The following is a 21,114-nucleotide window of genomic DNA, read 5'->3' on the forward strand; positions in this document are numbered from 1 at the left end:
GCGCACGGCCTGCGGCAGGGCCTGTCGCAGCTCCTGTTGCACCTCCTGTCGCAGGGCCCGCCACCGTGCTCAGCGCCACCACGGCGGCGACGAGTGTCCTTCGCATGTGCCTCTCCTTCGCGGCCTGCTGCCAGGGCGCAGGCCTGTTCGGCGACCAGGTCGTCACAGATCGCGAAGACTTCATCACACGTCGCGACGGCGCGCACGCGAAAGGCGCGGCCCGCCACCGGCGTGTCGGGGATCGGCGGGCAAACCACCCCGCCCGCCCCCGGACGAGCCTGCCGAAACCCGCGAAACCCCGCCCCCGTGCTTCACCGGCCTCTCCCGTGGATCCGGCGGCCCCCGACCGCTTCCTCCCGGCCGGCCTCGCGCGGCCCTGTCAGGACGGGGAAACAGGCCGCGAAGGCTGCCCTACACTTGCGCGAGCGGATCCAGCCGATCCAGCGCGAAGGAGGTGGCGTGCAGCCGGAGCAACGGGCAGTCGCGGGCGTATCGATCTCGGCCGTGCTCGAGCGCATCACCTACGCCAACGAGGAGACGGGCTACACCATCGCCCGGGTGGCCACCGACCGCTCCGGTGCCGATCTGCTGACCGTGGTCGGGCCGCTGCTGGGCGCCCAGCCGGGCGAGTCGCTGCGGCTGACCGGGCGCTGGGCCTCCCACCCCAAGTACGGCAAGCAGTTCGAGGTGTGGTCCTACGCCACCGTGCTGCCCGCCACCATCCAGGGCATCCGCCGCTATCTGGGCTCCGGGCTGATCAAGGGCATCGGGCCGAAGATGGCCGAGCGGATCGTCGACCACTTCGGCGTCGACACCCTGGAGGTCATCGAGACCACCCCCGAGCGGCTGGTGGAGGTTCCCGGGCTCGGCCCCAAGCGGACCAAGATGATCGGCGTCGCCTGGGAGGAACAGAAGATCATCAAAGAGGTGATGATCTTTCTGCAGGGGGTCGGCGTGTCCACCTCCATCGCGGTCCGCATCTTCAAGCAGTACGGCGACAAGTCCATCACCGTCGTCAAAAGCGAGCCCTACCGGCTGGCCGACGACGTGTGGGGCATCGGTTTCAAGACCGCCGACACCATCGCCCAGGCCGTGGGCATCCCGCACGACAGCCCCGAGCGCGTCAAGGCGGGTCTGCGCTACACCCTGTCGCAGGCCGCCGACGACGGCCACTGCTACCTGCCGGCGCCCAACCTCATCGGCGACGCGGTGAAGATCTTGGAGGTTCCCGCCGAACTCACCGCCCGCTGCCTGGAGGAGCTGGTCGCCGAGGAGGGCGTGGTCCGCGAGGAGGTCCCGGTCGGTGACACCGGCGTCCCCGCGGTCTACCTGGTGCCCTTCCACCGCGCCGAGCTGTCCCTGGCCGGCGCGCTGCGTTCCCTGCTGGCCTGCGAGCACGATCGGCTGGGCGCCTTCGCCGGCGTCGACTGGGACGCGGCGCTGAGGTGGCTGCGTACCAAGACCGGCGCCGATCTCGCCGAGGAGCAGGCCCAGTCGGTACGGCTGGCGCTGACCGAGAAGGTCGCGGTGCTGACCGGTGGCCCCGGCTGCGGCAAGAGCTTCACCGTGCGCTCCATCGTCACCCTGGCCCGCGCCAAGAAGGCCAAGGTGATCTTGGCCGCGCCCACCGGCAGGGCGGCCAAGCGCCTGGCGGAGCTGACCGGCCACGAGGCCACCACCGTGCACCGGCTGCTGCAGCTGCGTCCCGGCGGGGAGGCCACCTTCGACCGCGACAATCCCCTGGACGCCGACCTGGTCGTGGTCGACGAGGCCTCGATGCTGGACCTGCTGCTGGCCAACAAGCTGGTCAAGGCCGTGGCGCCGGGCACGCACCTGCTCTTCGTCGGAGACGTCGACCAGCTGCCCTCGGTCGGCGCCGGCGAGGTGCTGCGCGACCTGCTCGCCGCCGAGCAGGAGATCCCCCGGGTGCGGCTGACCCACATCTTCCGCCAGGCCCAGGAGTCGGGGGTGGTCGTCAACGCCCACCGCATCAACACCGGCCTGCCCCCGGCGCTGGAGGGTATGAAGGACTTCTTCCTGTTTCCCTGCGAGGAGCCCGAGGAGATCGCGGCGCTGACCGTGGACGTGGTCGCCAACCGCATCCCGCGCCGGTTCGGCCTCAACCCGCGCCGCGACGTACAGGTCCTGTCACCGATGCACCGGGGCCCGGCCGGGGCCGGCAACCTCAACAACGCGCTGCAGGAGGCGCTCACCCCCGTTCGGGAGGGCATGCCCGAGCGCCGCTACGGAGGGCGGGTCTTCCGGGTCGGCGACAAGGTCACCCAGCTGCGCAACAACTATGAGAAAGGCGCGGCGGGGGTGTTCAACGGCACCGTGGGCACGGTGGTCGACATCAGGCCCGACGAGCACAAGCTGACCGTGCTGACCGACGAGGACGAGAACGTCGAGTACGCCTTCGACGAGCTGGACGAGCTGACCCACGCCTACGCGGTGTCGATCCACCGCTCCCAGGGCAGCGAGTACCCGGCGGTGGTCATCCCGCTGTCGACCAGCGCGTGGATGATGCTGCAGCGTAACCTCCTCTACACCGCGATCACCCGGGCCAAGAAGCTCGTCGTCATCGTCGGCTCGCGCCGCGCGCTCGCCCAGGCGGTACGCACCCGGGGCGCCGGGCGGCGCCACACCAGCCTCACCCACCGCCTGCGCGCTCGCTGAGTATCTCCTGCGGCCGCGGCGCCGCGGCGCCCGCCCAGGCGGTGAGGCCCAGCAGGCGTTCCAGGGCCTCGCCCCCGGCGCGAGTGACGGCCACGGCGCGCCCGGAGCCGATGCGGGTGACCCAGCCGCGCTCCAGCATGGTCGCACACAGCACGGCCCCGGCGCTGCCGGCCAGGTGGGGGCGGCGTTCGGTCCAGTCCAGGCAGGGCCGGGCCGGTGGGCGGCGCCCGCCGCCGGGTAGCGGTGCCCCCAGCTCGACGGCGAACCACGACAATCCCTCGTCGCTGAGCGCGAACCCGGCGTCCTGGTGCAGCAGGCCGCGCGCGGTGAGCGCGTCGGTGATCGTCACGCCGAGCCGCCCGGCCAGGTGGTCGTAGCAGGTGCGGGCCGCGGCCAGTGCGCGGGCCGCGCTCACGGCGCGCAGCGTCGCGGGCCGGGCGGCGCCCCCGGGGCCGGTGTGGGCCGCGTGGGAGGCCAGATCCTCGATGAGCTGGGCCACCCGCGGCCCGGCCAGGCGCACGTAGCGCCGGCGTCCCCGGCGCTGTTCGGCCAGCAGCCCACCGGCGACGAGCCGCGACAGGTGCTCGCTGGCGGTGGAGGCGGCGACCCCGGCGTGAGCGGCCAGCTCCCCGGCGCTCCAGTCGCGCCCGTCCAGCAGGGCCAGGCAGAACGTGGCGCGGGTGGCGTCGGCGAGCAGGGCGGCCAGCGCGGCCAGCGGCACCGGGCCGCCCGGCGTCATGGTGGGCGTCATGCCTCCATCATCGGCCGGCACCACTTCGGCGCCGGCCGAAGCCGGCCGAAGCCGGCCGAAGTCTTCGCGAAAGCCTTCGGCGCTCTAGTGGCGGCCGCCGGCGCTCACTCCTGCTCCTGGGGAAGCCGAAAGACCCGGTCCAGGGCGGTCACCCGCAGCAGATGGCGCAGGTAGGGGGTGAGGGCGACGATGCGCATGGTGATGTCGTGCTCGCCCGCGGAGTTGTAGACGTTGATCAGCGCCGCCACCCCCGAGGAGTCGATGAACTCCAGACCCGACAGGTCCAGATCGAGGTTGCGCACCTGTCCCGACAGCAGCTCTCGCGCGAAACCGAAGAGCTCAGGGGCCGTGTCGTAGTCGAGGTCACCGCTGAGGACGAGCAGGGTGGTGTCCGGAGCGGTGGTGCGCACCTCGGTACGGAACGGAGTCTTGTCGAACATCAAACGTCAGGTCTCCTGATCGGGGCCGGGGACAGGTGCCGCCTCGGCTGCCTGGACCAGCATGTGACGGGCACGGGGGAAGTCTCGCAGCTCGTCGTGGAAAACGCGCAATCCCACCGTCACGGCCTCGGCGGGGACGCCGCGTGCCGCGAGCACGGAACCGGTCCAGCCGATGAAGCCGGTGAACAGCTGCGCGTCGTCGATGTACAGGGCCGCGGCCAGGAAGTCGAGCAGATGGCCCAGGTCGGCGGCGGTGGCGTCGACCTGGTGCAGGTCGTAGGCCGCCATCGGCGGGTAGGCGCGGGCCAGGGCCTGCAGGGCGCGGGTGAGCAGCTCGGCGCGCCGGCGCGTCAGGTGGGTGTACTCCTCGTCGGCCAGATGGGCCGGCACGGCGGCCTGGCGGGGCGGGCCGGTCAGGTCGCCGCGCTCCAGCAGGTCGGCCGCGGCGTCGGCGCTGGGCGCCCAGGCGTCGGCGCCCAGCAGGCGGGCGTAGCGGCCGTCGGCGCCGAAGCCGGCTCCGCCGGCCATGACCGGCACGCCGACGGCCTGGCAGGCGGTGAGCGTGGCGTGCGCCCGGGGCAGCCGGGTGGCCAGCGCGCAGCCCAGCGCGACCGCGTCGGGCCCGCTCTGGTGCAGGTGGGTGATCAGGTGCGGGCCCGGCACGCTGGCGCCCAGGAAGTCGACCCGCCAGCCGCGCAGGCGCAAGACCTCGGCCAGCAGGCGGGTGGGCAGCGCGTGGTACTCGCCGTCGGCGCAGGCGACGGTGAGGCGCCCGCGGGTGGGCTCGGGCCGGACGCGGGCGGCGATCGCGGCCACGGCGCGCTCGCTGACGGCGGTGGCGCCGTGCTCGCGGGCGATGGACCACTCGTTGGCCGCCCACAGCTCGCCGACGCGCCGCTGGGCGGGAGCGATGAGATCGAGCAGCAGCCGCTCGGCGTCCACGCCCTGCTCCAGCAGGTCGAGCACCAGGTCGATGGCGGCGAACTCGTCGGCGCGCCCGATGTGCTGCAGGTATCGATCGAGGGCCTCGTGCGGGCCCGCCCCCCGCGGCGCGGCCGCGCCCGGGGTATCCGTCGTGCTCAGGGTGCTCATCGAGCCGGCCTCGCCTGCACCGCCAGCAGCGCCCGGTCGTCTTGGACGTCGCCGCCCAGCCAGTCGGTGCTGATCTGCTCCAGCCGCTCGACCAGTGCCGCGACCGGCATGCCCGCGCAGCCGGCCAGGGCGGCCTTCAGCCGCTGGGCGCCGTACATCTCCCTGCCGGTGGGGCCGCCGAAGGCCTCGGTGATGCCGTCGCTGTAGAACAGGCACACCTCGCCGGGGGCCAGGTCGACACCGGCCGGGGCCAAGGCGGCCTCGGCGAACGCGCCGAGCATGGGTCCGTGGGCCGCGCACTCCTGCACGGTGCCGTCCAGGCGCAGGATCAGCGGCGCCGGGTGCCCGGCGACCGCCAGGTTCACGTGAACGTGCCCGCCCGGGGCGGCGCTGAGCGCGCCCAGCACGAGGGTGGCGTAGGAGTTGGGTATGGGCGAGCCCCGCAGGGAGCGGTTGAGCAGGGCGACCAGATGCTCGGGGCGCTCTTCCAGCAGTAGCAGTGTGCGCAGGCAGTGGCGGATGTGCCCGGCCAGGACGGCGGCGCGGGCGCCCTTGCCGCAGACGTCGCCCAGCACCACCAGCGGATCGCCGGACTCGCCGGGCTCGGGCAGGTAGACGTCGTAGAAGTCGCCGCCGATGAGCCCGGCCTGGCGGGCGGCGCGCAGCGATCCGGCCAGCTCCGCCCCGGCCAGCGCCGGCAGCGGCGGGGGCAGCAGGTCGCTGCTGAGGATCGCGTTGGTGGCGCTTTGCTCCTGGTAGAGGGCGGCGGCGGAGATGGCCGCCCCGGCCCGGGCGGCGAAGATCCGCACCAGGGTCTCGGCGTCCTCGTCGAAGGGCGGCCCGTCTTCGTGACGGGCGAGCACGAGCGCTCCGGCGGGTACCCCGTTGCCGGGCAGCGGGGTGACCAGCAGGTGCCCGGCCGCCCCGAACCTGTCGGGCAGCAGCCAGCCGGGCACCTGCCCCGGATCCAGCCAGCGGCTGGGCACGGGCGGGAAACCCGCCAGTGCCTCGGCCAGGCCGGGCACCTGCGCGGTGTCGGCGACGGCGACGTTGCCCTCCTGCAGGAACCGGTCGGTGCTGGTCAGGCGGAGCCAGCCGGCGTGGCGGCGCCCCGAGGGCGGCAGCACGACCATGGCGGCATCGGCCAGGAAGGGGGTGGCCAGCTCGATCGCGGTGCGGGCGCAGCGGCGCATGTTGAGCGAGGCCGACAGCCTGCGGCCCGCCTCGATGAGGAAGTCGGTGCGCCGGCGCTCGGCCAGCAGCGCGTCGGTCCTGGCGGCCTCGGCGGTGATGTCGCGCAGGTACCAGGCCCGGTGGCTGAGGCCGAAGACCTCGCGACGTACCCGGATCCGGCGCCGCCCGTGATCGCTCTCGCGGCTCTCACCGTCGGGGTGCTCACCCTCGAACAGGGGCGCGGCCGGGCCCTGGCGCAGAAGGCGGCCCACGGCGATCTCCGGTGCCATCTCGGCCGCGGCGGCGTTCAGCATCACCACGACACCGTCGGCGCCGCACAACACGACCCCCTCGCCGCTGGCCTCCACGATGGCGCGCAGCACCTCTTCACCCGGTGGACGCGAAAGATCGCGCTCACCGGTGTCGGTGTCGCGGTCGAGGTCGGCCGCGGCGGTGAGTGCGTGGACGGGGTCGCGCAACGGGGGAGGTCTTGTCATCACCCTGGGCTTCCGTGTGGAGAGGGATCGATCAGACTATCTTCCCGCCGCGCCGTCGGGACGGGGCGGGGAACCGGTGCGTGAGGCCGGAAGGTCCTTTGCTGCCCATGCCCCCCACAGGGCCGTTGATGCGGCCGGCGCGTGAGGGTTTACGACTGGAAACCGCACCCGCGGCCGACCACCCCGCCGGAGCAGCGCTTTCACGTCAGGGCCGGTGACGTGGGCACTTTGCCGTCACCTGACTCTCAGTTGGCATTTTTCTGACCTTACGAAGAGTCCGAAACGTTACCAAACCCATCGCAACCATGCCGAGTCACCATGCATCTCCTATTAGTGTTTTTAAGAGCAGTTTGCTGTAGTGGGGGAGAGACATTGTGCTGACCATGGGACACCGACGCCTCAGGACGCCAGTGGCCGCTCTGGCTTTGGCGACCACGACGGTGCTGGTCACCGCCTGTTCCACGGGGTCGAGCCCGAAGGATCCCGCCGGTCCCGGCGCCGGATCGGGCGCCGTGGCCGCCACCGCTCCGGCCGCGACCGAGATAAAGATCAGCCCCGCCCAGGGCAGCAAGACCGTACGCCCCGACAAGAAGGTCGTCGTCGCCGCCTCCAGCGGCGCGCTGGAGGAGGTCACTGTGCAAAGCGGCGACCGGGTGCTGGAAGGCGACTTCAACGCCGAACGCACCAGGTGGGTCTCCAGCACGCCCATGGAACCGGCCAGCGACTACACCGTGTCGGCGCGGGCGGTCGACGGCACCACCGCCGCCAGCTCCTTCAGGACGCTCAAGCCCAAGCATGAGCTCGAGGTGGCGGACGTGACCCCGGCGATCAAGGGGGAGAAGGTCGGCGTGGGGGCGCCGATCATCGTCACCTTCAACCAGCAGATCGCCAACAAGGCCGGGGTGGAGAAGGCCCTGAAGGTCACCTCACAAAAGCCGGCCCAGGGCGCATGGCGGTGGATCAACGACACGACCGTGATCTACCGGACCGCGAAGTTCTGGCAACCCCACCAGAAGGTGACCTTCACCGCCCGCCTCAAAGGCGTACAGGGCGGCAAGGACATGTACGGCGTCAAGGACATGACCAAGGTCATCCAGATCGGCGCGGCCCAGATCTCCACCATCGACACCCGCAAGCACAAGATGATCGTCAAACGGGACGGCAAGGTCGTGCAGACCATGCTGATCAGCGCCGGCAACGCCAGCACCCGCGAGTACACCACCACCAGCGGCGTCCACCTGACGATGGGCAAGGCCAACCCCGAACGCATGATCTCCCCGGGCCGCAAGAAGGGCGACCCCGGCTACTACGACCTGATGATCAACCACGCGGTGCGGTTCTCCAACAGCGGCGAGTACGTGCACGCGCTGAACAACGTCTGGGCCCAGGGGCGCCAGAACGTCAGCCACGGATGCATCAACGCCCGCCCCGACCAGGCCAAATGGTTCTACAACCAGGTCCAACGCGGCGACGTGATCACCATCAAGGGCACCAACCGCGAGATGGAGTGGAACAACGGCTGGGGCTTTTGGCAGCTGTCGTTCAAGGAATGGCGCAGCGGCAGCGCCCTGGCCTGAGCCCTCAACCTTCGAAGCCCTCCCGAGCCCCCGGGGAGGGCTTCGGGGGTGTGATGGCCGCATGAGCTCACGGGCTCCCCGGCGCGGCGGAAAACAGGACGCGCCGGGCCCGGCGGGCGCGGTAGCGTGTGCGCCGGACACGGTGAAGGCACGATGAAGGCGGCCAAGACCGCCGATGACGACGTTCTCGGGGGAGGACCGGGTGAGACTCCAGGGGCAGGTGCTCATCTTCGACGCCGACGACACGCTGTGGGAGAACAACGTGCTGTTCGAGCGAGTCGTGGAGGACTTCCTCGACTGGCTGGCGCACCCGACCCTGGAGCGCGCGCAGATCCGCGCCGTCCTCGACGACATCCAGGCGGCCAACGCCGTCACCCACGGCTATGGCAGCACGATGTTCCTGCGCAGCCTCGGCGAGTGCTTCGAGCGGCTGCGCGAACGCCCGGCGACCGCGGCCGAGCGCCGCCACATCGACGAGCTGGCCCTGGCCCTCCTGCAGCGCCGCCTGGAGCTGGTCGCGGGCGTCACCGAGACGCTCACCGCGCTCGGCGAGCGCCACGAACTGCTCCTGCTCACCAAGGGCGACCTGCAAGAGCAGCGGCGAAAACTGGAGGCCTCACAGCTGGCCCACCACTTTCGCGACGTGCACATCGTGGCCGAAAAAGACGTCACCACCTATCGGTGGCTGGCCCGCGAGCACGCCCTGGCGCCCGCGACGACCTGGATGATCGGCAACTCCCCGAAGTCGGACATCCTTCCCGCCCGGCAGGCGGGCCTGAACGCCGTCTTCATCCCCAACGACCACACCTGGGCGCTGGAGCACAGCGAGCTGGACCCCGGCGACGAGCGGGTGCTGCGGCTGGACAGGTTCTCCGAACTGCTGGACCACTTCTGAGACCCCCGGGGGCCGCCAGGAGAGGCCGCCGGCCTACAGCAGGGTGAGCTGGGCCTGCCGGGGCAACGCCAGCGGCAGAGGCTGCTCGGGCCGGGTCGGCCCCATCCCGTAGCGGGCGGCCAGCTGCAGGATCTGGCCGGTCAGGCGGCGCACATAGCCGGGTTCGGCGTCGGCGCCGCGGCCGTACAGCTCGGCGTAACGGGGCTCAAGCGCCGGATGGTGCTCTCGAAGCCAGGTCAGATACCACTCGCGCGCCCCGGAGGGCAGGCGCAGCACCTGAGGGACACAGCTGACGGCCCCGGCGTCGGCGATACGGCGCACGGTGGCCGACAGCTGGTCGGGGGAGTCGGTCAGCAGCGGCAGGATCGGCGCCATCGCCACCCCGCACGCCACCCCGCGCTCGTTCAGCTCCGCCACCAGCTCCAGGCGTTTTTGCGCGCCGACAGCACCGGGCTCCACCGTGCGGCGGATCCGGTCGTCGACGAACGCGATCGAGACCACCACCCCGGCCCCCGGTGTGGCGGCCAGCAGGTCGGCGTCGCGCAGGATCAACCGGCTCTTGGTGTGGACGGTGAACGGCGCCCCGGCCTCACGCAACGCGGTGACCAGGCCCGGCATCAGCCGGTAGACCTCCTCCACCTGCTGGTAGCAGTCGCCTCCCATCCCCACGGTGATGTGCTCGCCGTCCCAGCGTGACCTCAGCTCCGCGCGCAACCGCCGCACGATGTTGGTGCGCACCACGATCCGCGCGTCGAAGTCACCTTCGGCGTCCAGCCCCAGGTAGCGGTGTCCCCGGCGCGCCGAGCAGTAACGGCACGCCTGGGCGCACCCCCGATACGGACTGACCGCCCAGCCCTCGGGCGTAACGTCCAGCGCGGTGCGCGCCTGCACCTCGTAACAGGTCAGGGCCCCGTGGACCCTGGTCAGCGCGGAGCGCTCGATCCGCGGCCTGGCGTCGGGCGGCGCGGCGAGCAGGGGAGGCGCGTCCCATCGCATACGGCTCAGTGGAACACGCTTTCGATGCCGCTCGCAAGCCGGGCAGGTCGTGGCGCCGGACGGTCCCGCCCCGGGAGACCACCCATCTGTGATCAGCGAAAAATGGTATGTTTGGCCCGATTTACGGGGGAGTGGTGACAATGGCGTGGTTAATCCTGGCCGGGGCGATCATCGCCGAGATCGTGGCGACCACCGCCCTCAAACTGAGCGACGGATTCACCCACAAAGGCTGGTCGGTCCTCGTCGTCGCCGGCTACGCCGCCGCCTTCATCCTGCTGGCCCAGGCACTCAAGCTCCAGATGGAGGTCGGCACCGCCTACGCCGTCTGGGCCGGAGCCGGCACCGCCGCCATCGCCGCCATCGGCGTCCTCTTCCTCGGCGAGACGATCAACCTCGCCAAGATCGCCGGAATCGCCCTGATCATCGGCGGCGTCGTGGTCCTCAACCTGGCCGGAGGCACCCACTGACCCCCGCACGCCCCGCCCCCCAATATCCCCTCGCCCCCCACCCGGCCACTGTCCTAACCTGACCGGATGCTGAAGCCCGTCCTGCCCATCCGGACCGACCGCCTGACCCTGCGCGCCTACACCCCCGCCGACCTCGACGCCCTGCACGCCATCCACCGCCTGCCCCAGGTCGCCCGCTACCTGTACTGGGAGCCACGCGACCTCGAACAGACCCGCCAGGCACTGGAAAAGAAGATCAGCGAGACGGCGCTGCTGGAAGAAGGACAATCCCTCACCCTGGCGGTGGAACTGACCGCCACCGGCGAACTCCTCGGCGACGCCCTGCTCATCTGGCACAGCCGCTCACAACGCGCCGGCGAGATCGGCTACGTCCTGCACCCCGACCACCACGGCAAGGGCTACGCCACCGAGGCCGCCCGGGTCATGCTCGAACTCGGCTTCGAACACCTGAACCTGCACCGCATCGTCGGACGCCTCGACGCCCGCAACGAGGCCTCGGCCCGGGTGCTGGAGAAACTCGGCATGCGCCGCGAGGCCCACTTCCTCGACAACGAGATCGTCAAAGGCGTATGGACCAGCGAGATCGTCTACGCCATCCTGCACCGCGAGTGGCGCCCCCACCACTGACACCGCCCGCCCCCGGTTGAACGACGGCGACGCACACGGCACGATGTCTGCGATGACCATCCTGCATCTCGCCCTGGCCTCCGACTGGGAGGCCGCCCGCCAGGCGGGGGAGTACCGCGTCTCCACCCTCGGCCGCACCCTCGACGACGTCGGCTTCATCCACGCCTGCGCCGGCCACGAACAGCTACGCGGCGTCGCAGAACGCTTCTACCGCGACGTCACCGACCCCCTCGTGCTGCTCAGCGTCGACCCCACCGGACTCGACGTCCGCATGGAGGTCCCCGACGACACCCCCGAGGCCTTCCCCCACATCTACGGGCCCCTCCCTCTCAGCGCGGTGACCTCCGTCCTGCCCTTCACCCCGCCCGGTCCCGGCCCCGCCAGTAGGGTCCCTGCATGACCGACGTATCCGGACCGACGATCCGCACCCTCGACTCCATGGTCGTCTACACCAACCCGTGGATCAGCGTGCGCGAGGACCGTATCGAACGCCCCGACGGCTCCCACGGCATCTACGGCGTCGTGGACATCCCCGACTTCGCCATCATCATCCCCATGGAGAACGACGGCTTCCACCTCGTGGAGGAATACCGCTACCCGGTCAGACGGCGCACCTGGAACTTCCCCCAGGGCGGGGTCAAGGACAGTCCCTCGCCCCTGTTCACCGCCCACACCGAACTCACCCAGGAGACCGGTCTGCGAGCCACCTCGATGACCCATCTGGGACGCCTGGACAACGCCCACGGCACCTCAGGCCAAAATTACGACATCTTCCTCGCCACGGGCCTGACCGCCGGCGCCCACGAGCGCGAGCACACCGAACAGGACATGCGCCAGACCTGGGTCCCCCACGCCGAACTGGAACGGATGATCTTGTGCGGCGCCATCACCGACAGCAACTCGATCGCCGCCTACGCCATGCTCCTGCTGCGCGGCGTGACCCGGCAGACCTGACAGGGCGGCCCCGCGCCTTCGGCGCTCTCAAGCCGCATCACCGTCAAATCCGGTGATCTCACCCCACACACGCGGACCTCACGGCGGTACGCTCACCCCATGTCGAACCTGATCGTCATCCTCCTCCTGACGGCGGTCATCGTGGCGGCGCTCATCGCCCTGATCGTCTTCGCGGTGCGAGCGGCACAGCGCCCCAGAAACGCCCTGGTCGGTGGGGGAGTAGGCCCCGAGTTCATCGAACGGCTCCTGGAACTCAAGGCGGCCGGCCAGTTCGACCAGGCCGTCTTCCTGGTACGCGGCGAAACCGGCATGAGCCACCGCACCGCCGCCCGCTTCGTCAGAAGACTCAAGCCGGCACCTCCGCCCTGACCCCACCGCCTGCCCCGGCACAGGAGGCCGCCCACACGGCCGACAGCGCACGCCCCGCGAGGGCCCTCACCCGACGCTTCCGGCCGCCCAGTTCCGTACGGCCGGAACGTACCCGGCCGGCTTGTCGCCGACCTTGACACCGGGACTGACCAGCCGGCCCTGATAGCCGGGCATGAACATCTGGTAGACCGACGAGGGCGGCACGCGACTCGCCTCGTCGAGCCGGGCGCGCAGTTCGGCCGGCAGCTCGAAATCCAGTGCGGTCACGGTGACGTCGAGCTGGTCGGCGCCACTCGCCCCGACGATCGCGGAGGCGCCCCCGGGCTGGGTGGCGACCCAGTTGACCGCGACCTGAGCCATCGTCACCTCCAACGTGGCGGCGACCTCCTCCAGGCCGGCCAGGAGGTGAGGTCACCGAGCTGGGGCCGCTGGTCCTCCAGCACGCGATCGGCTTCGAAACGGGCCACGGCCAGCAGCAACTCCTCCCGCCCACCCGGAAAACAGTGAAACAGCTGGCTCTTGCTCGTCGCCGTCCTGGCCAGGATGTCGTCAAGGGTCGTGCCCACCACGCCGTACTCGCCGATGTCGGCGGCCGCGCCCTCGAGAGTGCGCTGCCGCGTCGCGGCCCCCTTGCGGGTCAGCGAACGCATGGCACCCCCCAGATCAGACTTTCCAGTCACTGTAGTGCGGACGCTCCGGCGACATACGAGGAGCGCGACCCCAAGGACCCGGCGGGCATGGTCGGCGCGGGCCGCTTGGGCGGCGAGATCCTGACCTCAGACCAGGCCCTGACCCGACGGCGCCAGGTCGCCTCCAAGGCCATCCGCCGCGCCCCTCGCCGTCGACGAAGGTCTTTCACACATCACCAAATAAAACCAATAAACGACCCAATTTATTATAGATCAATATAAATTTGGATAAACCAGGGAGATCTATGCGCCGATATCAAGAAGATATGTGCCAATATCGAGACGGGTCGAAAAACACAGAAGGAAGAGATGGTCAATGGTGGCCACCGAAGACAACGCCGCCACTGCCGGCGAGTGCTTCACGGCCGCCGTCGGCGGCACCGGACAACGCCTGCTCCAACAGCACCCAAACCAGGCGTTCCCCCAACCCCTTTCCGGCGCGAAACCTCCCGCCCACGACACGGAAGCCCCCGTGACCGACAGATGGCTGCTCGCCGTGAGCGAACCAGGCATCGGCCGACTCGCCCTGCAGGCACGCGAACGACTCAACCTGCTGTGCGACGCCGGCTCCCACATCGGCACCTCACTGAGCGTGACCCGAACCGCCGAAGAACTGACCGAAGTCGCCGTCCCCCGCTTCGCCGACTACGTCGGCGTCGACCTGTACGACCGCGTGCCACGCGGACAGGAACCCACCGGCATCAACGACGGACTACGCCGAGTCGCCTTCCTGGGCGTACGCAAACACTCCTGCCTGCACCCGGTCAACGCACTCATCCAACTGCTCGCCTCCACACCACAGGCCCGCAGCGTGGCCGCCGGACAACCGGTACTCGAACCGGCGCTACCCACCAACCTCGGCTGGATAGCACAAGATCCCGAACGCTGCCGGAAAGCCTGCGAACACGGCATCCACTCCCTCGTCGCGGTACCGATGCGGGCCCGCGGCATCACCCTGGGGGTGGTGAGCTTCTACCGTTGCAGGACCAGGAAGACATTCGAGGAAGACGACCTCTCGCTGGCCGAGGACCTGGTCAACCGCACGGCGCTGTGCGTGGACAACGCCCGCCTCTACACCCGCGAGCGCATGATCTCCACAGAGTTGGAGCAGACCACCGTGTCACTGCGAGACGCGCTCGAGCGCCAACGGCGCTTCACCGCCGACGCCTCCCACGAACTACGCACCCCCCTCGCAGGACTACGGGTCCAACTGGAGGAAGCCCGGCTCCACCCCGGCGAGACCGACCTCACCGACCTACTCGGCCACGCGCTGAACGACGTGGACCGACTGCAGGCCATCATCACCGACCTGCTCTCACTGGCCCGGACCGGAACGGCCCCGCTCACCGCCCTGGAGCCCGTCGACCTCGCCGAACTCGTCGAAGCCGAAGTCACACGCCGGATCGGCGACCATCACCCGACACGGCTCGACCTCGCCCCCAAAGTGCTGGCCAGCGCCGTCCCCATACAAATCTGCCGGGTGCTGAACAACCTGCTCGACAACGCCCAACGGCACGCCGCCCACCACATCACCGTAGAGGTACGCCGCACCGGCGACACCGGCGACACCGGCGACACCGCCGAACTCAGCGTCACCGACGACGGCCCCGGAGTCCCCCCGGCCGAACGTGAACACGTCTTCCAGCCCTTCACCCGGCTGGACAGCGCTCGCAGCCGCGACCGCGGCGGCACCGGACTCGGCCTGGCCATCGCCCGCGCCATCGCCCGCGACCACCACGGCACCCTCCACGTCGAGGACGCCTTTCCGAACGGGGCACGCTTCACCCTCCACCTCCCAGCCACCACCTCGTGAAACGACCGACTCGCCAACGCACCCATCGAGCACACAGAAAAGTCAGCCACAAAGAACCGGCAGCAATTCACCGGCCCGACAAGAAAACCCGCGCACAAAGGATTTGTTCATTGTGAGGACGTTGTGGGCGTGAGCCGAACGGCGAATGTCTTGAACACCACGGGACAACACGCCGGCGAGATCATGGAGCGCCTCCTGGACGGGACGCTCACGGAGGACGAGATGCGCACTCCGATCTTGAATTCGTGGCGACGCTGTCAAGCCGCCGGACTGCCCCCCGGCGGCTTCCGAACACGCCTGCTCGACGACCTCGACTACGACAACATCCTGATACGCGCGGCCCGGCCCGTACTCGACCGACTGCAAACGACCATCGCCGGCACCTCCTCAGGGGTGTTCCTGAGCGACTCCTCCGGAGTGCTGTTCCTACGCGCCCTGGGCGACACCTCAATGCGGGCGGCAGCCGACGCCACCGGCGTCATTCCGGGCTTCAGCTACGCCGAGTCCGACATAGGCACCAACGCCGTCGGCTCCACGCTGCTGGAACGGCGAACCTACCAGGTCTCAGGCAACGAGCACCTGTGGGAAAAACTCCACAAGTTCGCCGCCGTGGGAACACCCGTGCTCAACCCCCTCAGCGGACGCGTGGAAGGAGTCATGTGCATCGCCTCCCTCGACGAGCGGGCGAACACGCAGATGACGGCCATGGCCCAGCGATCAGCCCACGACATCGAGCAAAGACTGCTCGAATTCAGCGCCGAACGCGAACGGGCCCTGCTGAAAAGATTCCTCGGCGCGGCACGGGAAAGCGGAAACACACACGCCTCGCCGGGGTCCATGCCCTCAGACCTGTGCCATCGCGACCGGACCGCCCTGGAAGACGCCGCTGTCAGCCTGGTAGCGCAAGGCCGGGAAGCCACGGCGAAGATAGCCCTCTCCGACGGCCGGACCGCCACGGTCACCGCACACCTGGTGACCGACTCCACCGACCTGACCGGCATCGCCGTACAAGCGCGACTCTCAGAGGAAACCCCGCGAAATCGGCGATAGCGGCCGCCATCCCCTCGGGCCGCAGCCGACGCGGCAGCGGGGGAGCGGCGACGCCGAGCCGATGAAGACGACCCGCCCAAAACGGCTGATCACCCAGGAACGGGCGGACAACCTGCGGGACACCCGCGCGCAGCGCCGCCAGGCCCGTACGGCCCCGCGACGCGGGCCTCGACCGCCGACAAGGCGCGCCAGGTCACCCGATTGAACACCGCAGGCACCCGTGCAGGCAGGCTGGGGGAGGGGAAGGCGGCCCTGCCACACCCCCGAACCGGGGGAGTCGCCCGATCCAGGACGGGTTGCCGGCCGTGAGCATCTTCACAACAGCGCCGAGCTACCCACATTCGTCCACCGAAGCGGGTAACTGCTCTGACGACCCAGGGGAGAGCCATCCGGGCGCCGATTTCGTGGACGACCGCCACCGCCGTCAAACAGCCAAAGAAAGACATCCAACAGAACAGAACAAATAAGACAAATCGACCATGGGGCAGAGCGCTCGAGATAACCATGATCACAAAGCGGGTCGACCTGGACGCGACCCCCGGTCACATCCACCGGGCGGCTACCGGGCAGAACGGCTGCGACGGAACCGGTCCCGGGCGGCACGCATCGACGAAACCGCGCCATTTCTTGATCGCTTTAGGCGACCCGGAAGATCGTGGATCTTGCTCAACGGAACGATCAAGCGGGGGTGATCATGCACAGAAGGAGACTCCGGCGCCATGACGCACCCGTGAGGGAGTCGCCCCGTTCTTCGCGCTCCCGCGCGACGGGGAGCATCCGACGGTAACAACCTTCACGCCGCACCAAATAGGTCCTATCAGCACAAAGCATCGTATACCAGACAGAAGCTCAATTCTGTCTGGTATAAAATATAGCCGTTTAGACCCCTATGGATGCCTAACAGGCTGGCGATGATCCGGCTCCGCGGTAGCGACACCTCGGTTCTCGCCGCAGGTGTCCCTCCGGGCGCGTGTTCGCGCTCGACCGCCCGCACGTGCTGACCGGCGGCCTGAGCGCGCTGCCGGTCACCTGGTGACGCGATGCCCAGCCCTGGTCGGTGCGGCAGGCGCTCGCCCTGGCCGATCGTCTGCGTGCGGTCCTGGCCCCAGGCGGTGAGGGGGTGATCTTTCAGAAGGTCTGCCCGGTGGCGGGGTTCACAGGTGCATGACGCTGCTGTGGTGGTCGATGTGGTCGGCGGTGTCGTCGTCGAACCACAGGCCGCCGGTGGCGAGGTAGCGGAAGCGGTGGATTCCGGGGGGCAGGATGATCGAGATGGTGCGGGTGCCGTTGCGGCGGCGGCGCATCTCGTGGCGGCCGGGTTGCCAGTCGTTGAAGTCGCCGACGACGCTGACGACGCCGAGGGGGTGGTCGGCGGGCAGGGCGAAGGTGACGCGGGTCTTGCGGCCGAACAGTTGGGTGCGTTTGAGCATGTGCGTCCTTTCCGGGGCTTTCCGGGGCTTTCCGGGGGTGGGGGTGAGGTCAGCTTCCCGGTTGGCGTGGTGATTCGGTAGAGGGGTGTGCAGGCCGTAACACACTGTTCACGCTGGTTTCGTGTTGTTCGCCACCTGGGTGATTCGCGGAGATCGGCTACGTGTGACCTGCTGAAGGACGCGGGGTCTCACCGGCGGGTGCTGGCCGGGGTCTCCCCTGCCATGACTCCGCGCGGTGTGAGCGGGCCGGAGGCGAGGCGGTAAAGCCATTCCGTCAACGCAGATCAGTCGAATCCGGTAAAAACATCTTCGGGACTTCCGTGAGGCCGGGCGGCGGGGCTTTTCTCGGCGGCCCTGCGGCGGGCGGGCGTTCGTCTACCGTGGGGGAATGAACATGATCGGCGAGGTGGCCGGTGGGCCACTCCCCCGCAGCCGCGACCGGCTGTGGCGTCGGTAGCCGGTGGCGGCATGTGGGAGGCGGGGTGTTTCGGCGGGCGGGGATGTGGCACTGGTGGCGGGTGAGCGGCCGTTGACGACGGCCAGGATGCGAAAGGGGTGTCGCCGGGATCATGCGGCCTGCTGATCTGAATCGTCTCAGCGTGGGCGAGTCGGCCGATCGTTATGTGGAGTTGGTGCGGGCCAAGACCCTGACCGGCGCGTTGTCGGCGTCGACGGCGGAGGTGTACGCGCGTGATGTGGCCACTTTCGTGGATCTGGCGGGTGAGGAGACGGTCCTGGACGATCTGACCGGTGAGGATGTCGACGCCGTCCTGCTGGCGTTCGCCCGTAAGCCCGACGGGCGAAGGCGTTCGCGGCCCGAGGAGGCGGCGGGCTCCACCTCTCAGCCGGTCTCCTCCGCCTCGCAGTCGGCCTCCTCTCAGGCGCGGTTTCGGCGGTCGATCTCGGCGTTGTTCAAGCACGCGGTGCTGGCGGGGTGGGTGCAGGTCAATCCGATGGCGACGGCGACGGTGACGGCCAAGGAGCGCGGCGGGCTGCGGCCGCAGCGGCGGGCGCTCACCCGCGAGCAGGCGCGAGGGCTGATCGGCGCGGCGCGTGAGCTGGGAGACGGGGCCGAGGCCGCAGCACCGCAGGAGGTGCCTGCGGCGAGGGCGGGGCGGGTGCGCCGGCGTGACCAGCACACCGAGTTGCGTGACGGGCTGATCGTGTTGATGCTCTCGACGATGGGGCCGCGGGTGTCGGAGCTGGTCCGGGCCAACGTGGAGGATTTCTACACCAACGACGGGGTGCGTTACTGGCGGATCTTCGGCAAGGGCGGCAAGACGAGGGATGTGCCGCTGCCGGGCGACGTCGCGCTGGTGCTGGAGGCCTATCTGTTGCACGGGCGGATGGCTTCCGCCGACAAGGCGTTGCTGCTGTCGTGGCGGGGGCGGCGGCTGGCGCGGGGGGATGTGCAGGCGGTGATCGACCGGGTGCAGCGCAGGGTGGATCCCGATCGCCGTCGTTCGGTGACCCCGCACGGGTTGCGTCACACCACGGCCACCCATCTGCTGGCCGACGCGGTGGACATGGACGCGGTGCGGCGGGTTCTGGGCCACAGTGATCTGGCGACGCTGGGGCGTTACCGCGATGAGCTGCCCGGGGAGTTGGAGGTGGCGATGCGCTCGCATCCGTTGCTGCGCGGTCCCTCGTCGAGCTGAGCGGCAGGCGGCCCGCCTCGGTCTCTGCGTCGTGTGAGGGGGGCAGGCGGCGCGGTGTTCGACGGCGCGCGGTCAAAGGCGCGAAGGTTCGATCGGGTACGGTGCGGCCGGGCGCCTGCCGAAGGTTCTTACCCGAGCAGGCGATGGTCCCGGCCGCTGTTGTTCAGGCCAGCAACTCCCCTACCAGCTGCCGCATGGAGCGGGCGAACCTGCCGGGGTCGGTGTGGGGGGTGAGGCGGCGCACCATGTCGGCGTCGAACATGCCCAGCAGGGTGTGGGCCACGAAGTCGGCGTCCAGGTCGGGGCGAGTCTGGGTGATCAGGGTTTCCAGGTGGGTGTGCCAGCGCACGTAGGTGGGGTCGGCGTGGCGGTCGGGGGCGCAGGAGCGTTCGTGGGCGGCCAGCAGGGCGAGGTTGTCGGCGGCCAGCCGGCACAGGGCATCCAGGAAGGCGACGATGCGCTCGAAGGAAGGCGCGCCCGGTCCCAGGGGTGGCGGTCCCGACTCCAGTGCCTCGCGCAGTTGCGCGGCCCGTTCCTGCAGCAGGGCCTGCATCAGCCCGGTGCGATTGCCGAAGCGTCGAAAGACGGTGCCCTTGCCGACTTGGGCGTGCGCGGCGACCTGGTCCAAGGAGATGTGGGCGCTGTCGCGGGTGTCGTGGGCGGCCAGTAGTTCTTCCGTGGCGCGCAGGATGGCGCGGCGGTTGCGGGCGGCGTCGGCGCGCTCGCTCACCGTTTCTCCCCTCGGTTTTTCTTTGCACAATCGGACTGTCGGTCCGTATATTAGCCCACAGCTAACCGGACCAGCGGTCCGATTGGTTCGGTGCGCCGAGACCTCCCGCACACCGCCCTCTCCCCACAGGAGCCTTTCTCGTGCACGCTCTCCTCGTCGACCCCTCCGCCCCGTGCGGGCTGCGCCTGGGGGAGGCCGCCGACCCCGAACCCGACCCCGGCCAGGTGCTCGTGCAGGTGTACCACGCCTCCCTCAACCCCGGAGAGCTGGGCATGCTCGCCCAACTGCCCACCGGCCACGTGGGAGGCTACGACGCCGCCGGGGTCGTCGTGCGCCCCGCCGCCGACGGCACCGGCCCCGCGGCGGGCACCCGTGTGCTGGCCTTCGGGCCCGGCGCCTGGGCCGAGTTGCTGGCGGTCCGTGTCGCCGACGTCGCTCCCCTGCCCGACGCGGCCGCCCTGGCCGAAGCCGCGGCGCTGCCCATGGCGGGCATGACGGCCCTGCGAACCCTGCGCGCCGCCGGTTCCCTCCTGGGCCGGCGGGTGCTGATCACCGGCGCCACCGGTGCCGTGGGCCGCTACGGGGTGCAACTGGCCTTTCTGTCCGGCGCCCACGTCGTCGCCTCGGTTCGCGACGGCGCCCAGGCCCCCGCTCTCGCCGCGCTCGGCGCCCACGAGGTCGTCGTCGGCCTCACCGGCCTGCGGCAGGTGAGCGAGCCGTTCGACGTGGTGCTGGAGACGGTCGGCGGGCCGCACCTGGTGGCCGCGTGGGCGCTGCTCGCCCCCGGCGCCATCTTGCACAGCATCGGGTGGGCAGGCGCCGAGCCGGCCGTCTTCCCTGCCGGTTCCACCTTCTTTCCCGGTCAGGCCCGCACCTTGAGCTCCTTCGGCGACGCCGCCGCGGTCGGGGCCGACCTAGGCCTGCTCGCCGGCCTGCTCGCCTCGGGCGCGCTGTCGGCGCAGGTCGGCTGGCGTGGGTCCTGGGAGCGGGCCGAGGAGGCCATAGGGGTGGTCCGCGAGCGGAAGGTCGCCGGCAAGGTCGTCGTCGACATCACCGGGGCCCACGCCGACGAACCTGGCGCGGGCCCCGGTGCGACCCCGGCACGAGCGTGAGGACGCAAAATCTTCATGAAGGAGCGGTGAAGGCGGGCGCGCCGGGGCGCGCCCGTTGACCCGGCCACCTCCCCCGCGTTTTCGTGCCCTCATACCGGCGGCGCGAAGGGCCCGCATG

General features: G+C 70.2%; 21 protein-coding genes. 12 read left to right on the forward strand and 9 right to left on the reverse strand.

Features of this window, described 5'->3' with window-relative positions; all coding sequences use genetic code 11:
- Positions 1 to 459: 459 nt before the first annotated feature.
- Entirely contained in the window at positions 460 to 2,676 is a 2,217-nt protein-coding gene (locus ACIBH4_RS34520) for an ATP-dependent RecD-like DNA helicase (RefSeq protein WP_362769290.1), read from the forward strand.
- On the opposite strand, the gene ACIBH4_RS34525 is transcribed toward ACIBH4_RS34520, so the two are convergent.
- From ACIBH4_RS34525 to ACIBH4_RS34540, 4 genes are all read right to left on the reverse strand, one after another.
- Positions 2,651 to 3,427, reverse strand: a complete 777-nt coding sequence (locus ACIBH4_RS34525) for a winged helix-turn-helix domain-containing protein (RefSeq protein ID WP_362520090.1) — start codon at positions 3,425 to 3,427, stop codon at positions 2,651 to 2,653. The genes ACIBH4_RS34520 and ACIBH4_RS34525 overlap by 26 nt on opposite strands.
- Positions 3,428 to 3,531: 104 nt before the next feature.
- A complete protein-coding gene (locus ACIBH4_RS34530) occupies positions 3,532 to 3,867 on the reverse strand; it encodes an STAS domain-containing protein (protein WP_362520087.1) in 336 nt (111 codons plus the stop codon).
- Between the two features lie 6 nt (positions 3,868 to 3,873).
- On the reverse strand, positions 3,874 to 4,959 hold the full coding sequence (locus ACIBH4_RS34535) for a cobalamin B12-binding domain-containing protein (protein WP_362520084.1): 1,086 nt from the start codon (positions 4,957 to 4,959) through the stop codon (positions 3,874 to 3,876).
- A complete protein-coding gene (locus ACIBH4_RS34540; protein ID WP_362769293.1) occupies positions 4,956 to 6,629 on the reverse strand; it encodes a SpoIIE family protein phosphatase in 1,674 nt (557 codons plus the stop codon). The genes ACIBH4_RS34535 and ACIBH4_RS34540 overlap by 4 nt, the downstream gene beginning before the upstream one ends.
- A gap of 383 nt (positions 6,630 to 7,012) precedes the next feature.
- Here ACIBH4_RS34540 and ACIBH4_RS34545 point away from each other — a divergent pair, with 383 nt between their 5' ends.
- Positions 7,013 to 8,206 carry an Ig-like domain-containing protein gene (locus ACIBH4_RS34545; RefSeq protein ID WP_362769296.1) on the forward strand — a complete coding sequence of 398 codons (1,194 nt, stop codon included), beginning with the start codon at positions 7,013 to 7,015 and terminating at the stop codon, positions 8,204 to 8,206.
- A gap of 175 nt (positions 8,207 to 8,381) precedes the next feature.
- Positions 8,382 to 9,101 carry an HAD family hydrolase gene (locus ACIBH4_RS34550; RefSeq protein ID WP_362520072.1) on the forward strand — a complete coding sequence of 240 codons (720 nt, stop codon included), beginning with the start codon at positions 8,382 to 8,384 and terminating at the stop codon, positions 9,099 to 9,101.
- A 33-nt stretch (positions 9,102 to 9,134) separates the two neighbouring features.
- Here ACIBH4_RS34550 and ACIBH4_RS34555 read toward each other — a convergent pair whose 3' ends face one another.
- Positions 9,135 to 10,097 (reverse strand): radical SAM protein, encoded by a 963-nt coding sequence (locus ACIBH4_RS34555; protein WP_362520069.1) that lies wholly within the window; start codon positions 10,095 to 10,097, stop codon positions 9,135 to 9,137.
- 140 nt (positions 10,098 to 10,237) lie between these two features.
- Here ACIBH4_RS34555 and ACIBH4_RS34560 point away from each other — a divergent pair, with 140 nt between their 5' ends.
- The 5 genes from ACIBH4_RS34560 (at position 10,238) to ACIBH4_RS34580 (ending at position 12,514) form a co-directional block, all read left to right on the forward strand.
- A complete protein-coding gene (locus ACIBH4_RS34560) occupies positions 10,238 to 10,564 on the forward strand; it encodes a multidrug efflux SMR transporter (RefSeq protein WP_362520065.1) in 327 nt (108 codons plus the stop codon).
- Positions 10,565 to 10,630: 66 nt separating this feature from the next.
- Positions 10,631 to 11,191: a GNAT family N-acetyltransferase gene (locus ACIBH4_RS34565; protein WP_362769299.1), complete on the forward strand. Its 561-nt coding sequence runs from the start codon at positions 10,631 to 10,633 to the stop codon at positions 11,189 to 11,191.
- Between the two features lie 52 nt (positions 11,192 to 11,243).
- Positions 11,244 to 11,591, forward strand: a complete 348-nt coding sequence (locus ACIBH4_RS34570; protein ID WP_362520059.1) for a DUF952 domain-containing protein — start codon at positions 11,244 to 11,246, stop codon at positions 11,589 to 11,591.
- Positions 11,588 to 12,145, forward strand: coding sequence for an NUDIX hydrolase (locus tag ACIBH4_RS34575; RefSeq protein ID WP_362520056.1), 558 nt, complete (start codon positions 11,588 to 11,590; stop codon positions 12,143 to 12,145). The genes ACIBH4_RS34570 and ACIBH4_RS34575 overlap by 4 nt, the downstream gene beginning before the upstream one ends.
- Before the next feature lie 99 nt (positions 12,146 to 12,244).
- Positions 12,245 to 12,514 (forward strand): hypothetical protein, encoded by a 270-nt coding sequence (locus ACIBH4_RS34580; RefSeq protein ID WP_362769302.1) that lies wholly within the window; start codon positions 12,245 to 12,247, stop codon positions 12,512 to 12,514.
- Positions 12,515 to 12,580: 66 nt separating this feature from the next.
- Here the strand turns inward: ACIBH4_RS34580 and ACIBH4_RS34585 are convergent, their stop codons facing one another.
- Positions 12,581 to 12,874, reverse strand: coding sequence for an aldo/keto reductase (locus ACIBH4_RS34585; protein WP_362520051.1), 294 nt, complete (start codon positions 12,872 to 12,874; stop codon positions 12,581 to 12,583).
- Between the two features lie 2 nt (positions 12,875 to 12,876).
- A complete protein-coding gene (locus tag ACIBH4_RS34590; protein WP_362520045.1) occupies positions 12,877 to 13,164 on the reverse strand; it encodes a TetR family transcriptional regulator in 288 nt (95 codons plus the stop codon).
- Positions 13,165 to 13,675: 511 nt separating this feature from the next.
- Here ACIBH4_RS34590 and ACIBH4_RS34595 point away from each other — a divergent pair.
- Positions 13,676 to 15,016, forward strand: coding sequence for a GAF domain-containing sensor histidine kinase (locus tag ACIBH4_RS34595; RefSeq protein WP_362769305.1), 1,341 nt, complete (start codon positions 13,676 to 13,678; stop codon positions 15,014 to 15,016).
- A gap of 150 nt (positions 15,017 to 15,166) precedes the next feature.
- On the forward strand, positions 15,167 to 16,066 hold the full coding sequence (locus tag ACIBH4_RS34600) for a GAF domain-containing protein (protein ID WP_364235750.1): 900 nt from the start codon (positions 15,167 to 15,169) through the stop codon (positions 16,064 to 16,066).
- A gap of 1,154 nt (positions 16,067 to 17,220) precedes the next feature.
- On the opposite strand, the gene ACIBH4_RS34605 is transcribed toward ACIBH4_RS34600, so the two are convergent.
- Positions 17,221 to 17,496, reverse strand: coding sequence for an isoamylase early set domain-containing protein (locus tag ACIBH4_RS34605; protein WP_362520037.1), 276 nt, complete (start codon positions 17,494 to 17,496; stop codon positions 17,221 to 17,223).
- 569 nt (positions 17,497 to 18,065) lie between these two features.
- On the opposite strand from ACIBH4_RS34605, the gene ACIBH4_RS34610 reads away from it, so the two are divergent.
- Positions 18,066 to 19,154, forward strand: coding sequence for a tyrosine-type recombinase/integrase (locus ACIBH4_RS34610; RefSeq protein WP_364235747.1), 1,089 nt, complete (start codon positions 18,066 to 18,068; stop codon positions 19,152 to 19,154).
- 163 nt (positions 19,155 to 19,317) lie between these two features.
- On the opposite strand, the gene ACIBH4_RS34615 is transcribed toward ACIBH4_RS34610, so the two are convergent.
- Positions 19,318 to 19,884, reverse strand: a complete 567-nt coding sequence (locus tag ACIBH4_RS34615; protein WP_362769311.1) for a helix-turn-helix domain-containing protein — start codon at positions 19,882 to 19,884, stop codon at positions 19,318 to 19,320.
- Between the two features lie 140 nt (positions 19,885 to 20,024).
- On the opposite strand from ACIBH4_RS34615, the gene ACIBH4_RS34620 reads away from it, so the two are divergent.
- On the forward strand, positions 20,025 to 20,996 hold the full coding sequence (locus ACIBH4_RS34620) for a zinc-binding dehydrogenase (RefSeq protein ID WP_362769314.1): 972 nt from the start codon (positions 20,025 to 20,027) through the stop codon (positions 20,994 to 20,996).
- Positions 20,997 to 21,114: the final 118 nt, after the last annotated feature.

This window comes from Streptosporangium sp. NPDC050284, from assembly GCF_044459525.1.
Classification (GTDB): domain Bacteria; phylum Actinomycetota; class Actinomycetes; order Streptosporangiales; family Streptosporangiaceae; genus Streptosporangium.

Coding starts and splice junctions, on each gene's coding strand:
- ACIBH4_RS34570 (WP_362520059.1), top strand. CDS start 11,244: ATGACCATCCTGCATCTCGCCCTGGCCTCCGACTGGGAGGCCGCCCGC.
- ACIBH4_RS34605 (WP_362520037.1), bottom strand. CDS start 17,496: ATGCTCAAACGCACCCAACTGTTCGGCCGCAAGACCCGCGTCACCTTC.
- ACIBH4_RS34535 (WP_362520084.1), bottom strand. CDS start 4,959: ATGAGCACCCTGAGCACGACGGATACCCCGGGCGCGGCCGCGCCGCGG.
- ACIBH4_RS34525 (WP_362520090.1), bottom strand. CDS start 3,427: ATGACGCCCACCATGACGCCGGGCGGCCCGGTGCCGCTGGCCGCGCTG.
- ACIBH4_RS34545 (WP_362769296.1), top strand. CDS start 7,013: ATGGGACACCGACGCCTCAGGACGCCAGTGGCCGCTCTGGCTTTGGCG.
- ACIBH4_RS34585 (WP_362520051.1), bottom strand. CDS start 12,874: ATGGCTCAGGTCGCGGTCAACTGGGTCGCCACCCAGCCCGGGGGCGCC.
- ACIBH4_RS34610 (WP_364235747.1), top strand. CDS start 18,066: ATGCGGCCTGCTGATCTGAATCGTCTCAGCGTGGGCGAGTCGGCCGAT.
- ACIBH4_RS34580 (WP_362769302.1), top strand. CDS start 12,245: ATGTCGAACCTGATCGTCATCCTCCTCCTGACGGCGGTCATCGTGGCG.
- ACIBH4_RS34555 (WP_362520069.1), bottom strand. CDS start 10,097: ATGCGATGGGACGCGCCTCCCCTGCTCGCCGCGCCGCCCGACGCCAGG.
- ACIBH4_RS34575 (WP_362520056.1), top strand. CDS start 11,588: ATGACCGACGTATCCGGACCGACGATCCGCACCCTCGACTCCATGGTC.
- ACIBH4_RS34540 (WP_362769293.1), bottom strand. CDS start 6,629: ATGACAAGACCTCCCCCGTTGCGCGACCCCGTCCACGCACTCACCGCC.
- ACIBH4_RS34550 (WP_362520072.1), top strand. CDS start 8,382: ATGACGACGTTCTCGGGGGAGGACCGGGTGAGACTCCAGGGGCAGGTG.
- ACIBH4_RS34565 (WP_362769299.1), top strand. CDS start 10,631: ATGCTGAAGCCCGTCCTGCCCATCCGGACCGACCGCCTGACCCTGCGC.
- ACIBH4_RS34590 (WP_362520045.1), bottom strand. CDS start 13,164: ATGCGTTCGCTGACCCGCAAGGGGGCCGCGACGCGGCAGCGCACTCTC.
- ACIBH4_RS34530 (WP_362520087.1), bottom strand. CDS start 3,867: ATGTTCGACAAGACTCCGTTCCGTACCGAGGTGCGCACCACCGCTCCG.
- ACIBH4_RS34560 (WP_362520065.1), top strand. CDS start 10,238: ATGGCGTGGTTAATCCTGGCCGGGGCGATCATCGCCGAGATCGTGGCG.